At 70.8% G+C, this 4565-nt stretch carries 6 protein-coding genes and 1 tRNA gene; 2 read left to right on the top strand and 5 right to left on the bottom strand.

All coding sequences use genetic code 11. The features are described from left to right. Nucleotides 1–230 (bottom strand): gluconokinase (locus C1I97_RS31910; RefSeq protein ID WP_146608354.1); only part of this gene is annotated, 230 nt, incomplete at its 3' end. A 142-nt stretch (nt 231–372) separates the two neighbouring features. Between C1I97_RS31910 and C1I97_RS31915 the strand changes: the two genes are divergently transcribed. Continuing rightward, nucleotides 373–1074 (top strand): FadR/GntR family transcriptional regulator, encoded by a 702-nt coding sequence (locus C1I97_RS31915; RefSeq protein ID WP_111006538.1) that lies wholly within the window; start codon nt 373–375, stop codon nt 1072–1074. Nucleotides 1075–1123: 49 nt separating this feature from the next. Here the strand turns inward: C1I97_RS31915 and C1I97_RS31920 are convergent, their stop codons facing one another. Next, nucleotides 1124–1501 carry a YchJ family protein gene (locus C1I97_RS31920; protein WP_111006539.1) on the bottom strand — a complete coding sequence of 126 codons (378 nt, stop codon included), beginning with the start codon at nt 1499–1501 and terminating at the stop codon, nt 1124–1126. Nucleotides 1502–1637: 136 nt separating this feature from the next. On the opposite strand from C1I97_RS31920, the gene C1I97_RS31925 reads away from it, so the two are divergent. Then, nucleotides 1638–1949: a dsRBD fold-containing protein gene (locus tag C1I97_RS31925; RefSeq protein ID WP_111006540.1), complete on the top strand. Its 312-nt coding sequence runs from the start codon at nt 1638–1640 to the stop codon at nt 1947–1949. Nucleotides 1950–2103: 154 nt separating this feature from the next. Here the strand turns inward: C1I97_RS31925 and C1I97_RS31930 are convergent. From C1I97_RS31930 to C1I97_RS31940, 3 genes are all read right to left on the bottom strand, one after another. Beyond that, nucleotides 2104–2191: transfer RNA gene (locus tag C1I97_RS31930), tRNA-Leu, on the bottom strand. A gap of 184 nt (nt 2192–2375) precedes the next feature. Beyond that, nucleotides 2376–3536, bottom strand: coding sequence for a sugar phosphate isomerase/epimerase family protein (locus tag C1I97_RS31935; protein WP_441349172.1), 1161 nt, complete (start codon nt 3534–3536; stop codon nt 2376–2378). After that, a partial coding sequence (locus C1I97_RS31940) for a nucleotide pyrophosphatase/phosphodiesterase family protein (RefSeq protein WP_111006541.1) occupies nt 3533–4565 on the bottom strand: 1033 nt, incomplete at its 5' end. The genes C1I97_RS31940 and C1I97_RS31935, both read right to left, overlap by 4 nt.

Genomic DNA, 4565 nt, shown 5'->3' on the forward strand with positions numbered 1-4565 from the left:
CCGCTGCTCGCCGCCCGCCCGTGCGCCCAGGCGCCGATGGCGTCCAGCCACGGCCACCGGTCGTCGTCGTCGAGCGGGATCCCGGCCGTCATCTTGGCGATGTTGGCCTCCGGGTGGAAGTCGTCGCCCTCGGCGTACGGGACGCCCAGCCGGGCGGCGAGCAGCGGACCGATCGTGGTCTTGCCCGTGCCGGCGACGCCCATCACCACGACGACGTGGGGGGTGCGCATCACTGCCTCGCTGTCTTCCTCGACATGCGACGTCGACATCCGACGTCCGCCATACTGAAACCCATAGGTACGACAAATTCAAGAGTGTGTGACATATAAGTATGACTTTTTGATCTCTTGATCCACGCCGTACTCTGAGGGCATGAGCACACCGGGCCGAGGGCTGCACGGCCGCGTACTGGACACCCTCGGCCCCGCCATCACCGCGGGCGAGTACCCGCCGGGCAGCGTGCTGCGGACCGACGAGCTGGCCCAGCGCTTCGACGTGTCACGCTCCGTCATGCGCGAGGCGGTCCGCGTCCTGGAGTCCATGAGCCTGGTCGCCTCACGCCGCCGCGTCGGCGTGACCGTGCTGCCCAGGACGGAGTGGAACGTCTACGACCCGCAGGTCATCCGCTGGCGTCTGGCGGGCGCCGACCGCCCCCGGCAGCTGCGCTCCCTGACCGTGCTGCGCTCCGCGGTCGAGCCGGTCGCGGCCGGCCTAGCCGCCCAGCACGCCACGCCCGAGCAGTGCGCCGAACTCACCGAGTGCGCCCTCGGCATGGTGGCGAACTCACGCGGCCACCGGCTGCAGGGGTACCTGGTGCACGACATCGCCTTCCACCGCGTGATCCTCACGGCCTCCGGCAACGAGATGTTCGCCCGCCTCGGCGACGTCGTCGCCGAGGTCCTGACCGGCCGCACCCACCACGAGGTCATGTTCGAGGACCCCGACCCCGCCGCCGTCACCCTCCACGTGCAGGTCGCCGAGGCGGTCCGCGCGGGCGACGCGGAGCGCGCCGAACAGCTGACCCGCGAGATCACCGTCGGCGCGCTGCACGAACTGGACATCCTGGCGCCGTAGACACCGGCCGCCCACTCCGCCCACTCCGCCCACTCCGCCCACGCGTCGCCTACGCGTCGGGGAAGTCCCCGTCCACGTACACCCAGGCCCCGTCCACCCGCTCGAACCGGCTGCGTTCGTACAGCGAGCCACCCCGGTAGGAGGCCCGGAACGTCACCGTCCCGGTGGTGTGGAAGGCGGAACCGTCCGTCGTGTCCAGCACCTCCAGACCCGTCCAGCGCATCCCCGGGTCCAGGTCGAGCCGCGCGGGCCGGGTGCGCGGATGCCAGGTCCGCAGCAGGTACCCCGCGTCCCGGCGCACGAAGGCGCAGTATCGCGACCGCATCAGCGCCTCCGCGGTCGGCGCGGCGGCGGCGCCACTGTGGTAGCGGCCGCAGCACTTCTCGTACGGCCCCGGCAGCCCGCACGGGCAGGAACGCGTGGTCATGTCCTCATTCTGCCCGCGCCGGACGAGGCGTCCCGCCACCGGTGCGGCAGGCGCCCGGCGGGAGCACAGTGGAAGAGGATGTCGGGAAGGGGACGTCCCGCACCGCAAGCCCACCACAGCCGAGGAGGGACCGACGATGACCCGACCCGTCGGCAACCGGCCTCCGACCGCCAAGGAGTGGCGGCTGAACCTGTACCTGTCCGAGCACGACCCGGACACCACCGCCCGGATCGTCCTGGACACCGGCGACAACGTCCTGGAGACCTGCGCGGAGGCCCGCCGCAACCCCTACGACAGGGACGTGCCCGAGATCGGCGACGAACTCGCGGCTGGCCGCGCCCTGATCGCACTGGGCCGCGAGCTGCTGCGCGCCGCCAACGGCGACATCGAGGCGATGGGAGCGCCCGAGGCGACACCTCCCGCCCCCCTGTGGTCGCCCAGGGAGTGAGGGAGTGAAGGAGCCCGGCGTCCTGGGGGTGGTGACGGAACTGGCCCGCGACTGCTTCACCGACCACATGGCGGTGGCGCACGTGTAGGCCCGTGCAGGCAGAGGAAAGCAGAAGGAAACGGTGCCGATCGATTCGATCGGCACCGTTTCCGTGTGGTGTCCGAGGGGGGACTTGAACCCCCACGCCCGATAAAGGGCACTAGCACCTCAAGCTAGCGCGTCTGCCATTCCGCCACCCGGACCAGGTGTCTGTCGGCCGAGCGGGGGTGTTCCCCGCGGCGACAGGACAACAATACCAAGGTTTGGGGGTGGCTTTCACCTGCGTATCCGCCCCTGGGAGGGCCTCGGGGACCCCTTCCAGGGGCGGATACCGAGTGTGATCAGAGGGGTACTGTCAGGGTGTGCCCCTCTGTTGTCCGTGCGGTGTTACTTGCGGCGCAGGGCGGCCATGTTCTTGTAGCCGATCCGGGCGTGTTCCAGGGACTGGGCCGGGTCGGTGGAGCTCGGGGCGTTGTCCTGTTCGACCATCGGGTTGTGGTAATTGCGGTGGCCCACGCGGGAGAAGAACGTCGTGTAGTCGATGACCCCCGTGCCGAAGGGGACCATGTCGTAGCCCTGGCCGTTGGTGGTGTTGATGACACCGTCCTTGGCGTGGAAGAGCGGGTAGCGCTTGTGGTGGCGGGTGACCAGGCCGGCCGGGTCGAAGATGTTCTGGCGGGTGGAGCCGTCGTGGTCGGTGTAGGTGCGGAACTTGTACTGGGCCACGTGCGCCCAGTAGATGTCCATCTCCAGCCAGACCAGCTTGGGGTCGGTGACGGACAGGAAGTACTCCAGCTTGCGGATGCCGGAGCTGCGGGTCGGGCGGCCCTGGGCGTCGAGCGGGCCGCCGTCGAGCAGGAAGCCGTACGCCGCGTCGTGGTTGTGGGTGTAGAGCTTGATCCCGGCTCTGCGGGCGATCTCGCCCATGGCGTTCCACTTGTCGGCGGCCACGTCCCAGTCGGCCCGGTAGGAGCTGCCGGTGGGGTCGCCTCCGGTGCCCATGTGGTCCATGCCGAGGATGTTGGCGATCTCCAGGTGCTTCTTGAAGGTGTCCAGGTCCGCGGTGGTCAGGGGCCAGGACGGCGGGATGAAGCCGTGGTTGCCCTGTGCGCGCAGCCCGTAGTCGTCCAGCCAGCGGCGCAGCAGCCGGGCGCCCTCGACGCTCTCCAGGCTCGCGCCGCCGGGGGCGTTGCGGTGCTGGCCGTAGCCGGCGAACTCCACCTGGCGGTAGCCGAACCTGGCCAGCTGCTCGAACACGGCGCGGAAGCCGGAGGGCAGGTGGGTGGAGAGCGGGTCGCGGCCGGTCGCGTCGCGGACCGTGTAGAGGATGATGCCGCGCTTGTCCTCGGGGACGAGCAGGTGGCCCTTGGCCTTGCCGGGCGTTCCGGCGGCGGGCGCAGCCTGCACGGGCGCCGCCCCGAGGACCGGGGCGGCGATCGCGCCGGCCGCGACGGCGGTGCAGGTGCCGAGGAAGCCGCGGCGGCCTATGCCGAGGCTGCGGCGCAGCTGGTCGTCGGTGCCGTGGTCGGTTGCGTGGATGTCGTTCACGGGTGCCTCTTTTCGGACTGGTGCTCGGGTCCGCCGAGACCGGCGAGCTGGAGGAGGAGGGACTTCACGTCGGTGGCCGCGACGCGGTCGCCGACGGCGCGGGGGGTGGAGCAGATGAGGAGCGGGCCGTCGTCGTCGCTCCTGGGGAGGCGGCCGTGGCTGCCGCGGATGGGGGACGCGTCGAGGGGGACGACCGCCATGCGGTAGCGCAGGCCGAGTTTCTTGCGCGCCAGGGCGGTGGCGGCCTTGACCTTGACGTAGGGGTCGAGCGGGTCCATGAACAGTTCGACCGGGTCGTAGCCGGGTTTGCGGTGGATCTCGACCAGCTGGGCGAAGTCGGGCGCGCGGCCGTCGTCGAGCCAGTAGTAGTACGTGAACCAGGCGTCCGGCTCGGCGACGGCGACGAGTTCGCCGGAGCGCGGGTGGTCGAGGTGGTGGGCCTTCTTGCCCTCGTCGTCGAGGAGCTGGTCGATGCCGGGCAGGCCGTCGAGGGCGGCCCGGGTGGCGTCCAGGTCCTCGGGGCGGCGTACGTAGACGTGGGCGATCTGGTGGTCGGCGACGGCGAAGGCACGGGAGGCCATCGGGTCGAGGTACTCCATGCCGTCCTGGGTGTGCACCTCGAGCAGGCCCGCCTCGCGCAGGGCGCGGTTGATGTGGACGGGGCGGTCGGCTCGGGTGATGCCGTACTCGGACAGGACGACGACGGTGCGGCCCTCGGCGCGGGCGTCGTCCAGGAGGGGCGCCATGGCCGTGTCCAGGTCGGTGGCCGCCTGCAGGGAGCGGGGGTCGTCGGGGCCGTGACGCTGGAGGTCGTAGTCGAGGTGCGGGAGGTAGCAGAGCGTCAGGTCGGGGCGGCGGGTGCGGTTGATGTGGCGGGTGGCGTCGATGATCCACTGGCTGGAGACGAGGTCGGCGCCGGGTCCCCAGAAGTGGAAGAGGGGGAAGGTGCCGAACTCATCGGTGAGTTCGTCGTGCAGGGACGGCGGGCGGGTGTAGCAGTCGGGTTCCTTGCGGCCGTCGGCGTAGTAG

The organism is Streptomyces sp. NTH33, from assembly GCF_003236365.1.
In the GTDB taxonomy this organism is placed as follows: Bacteria; Actinomycetota; Actinomycetes; order Streptomycetales; family Streptomycetaceae; genus Streptomyces.

Coding starts and splice junctions, on each gene's coding strand:
- C1I97_RS31915 (WP_111006538.1), top strand. CDS start 373: ATGAGCACACCGGGCCGAGGGCTGCACGGCCGCGTACTGGACACCCTC.
- C1I97_RS31920 (WP_111006539.1), bottom strand. CDS start 1,501: ATGACCACGCGTTCCTGCCCGTGCGGGCTGCCGGGGCCGTACGAGAAG.
- C1I97_RS31925 (WP_111006540.1), top strand. CDS start 1,638: ATGACCCGACCCGTCGGCAACCGGCCTCCGACCGCCAAGGAGTGGCGG.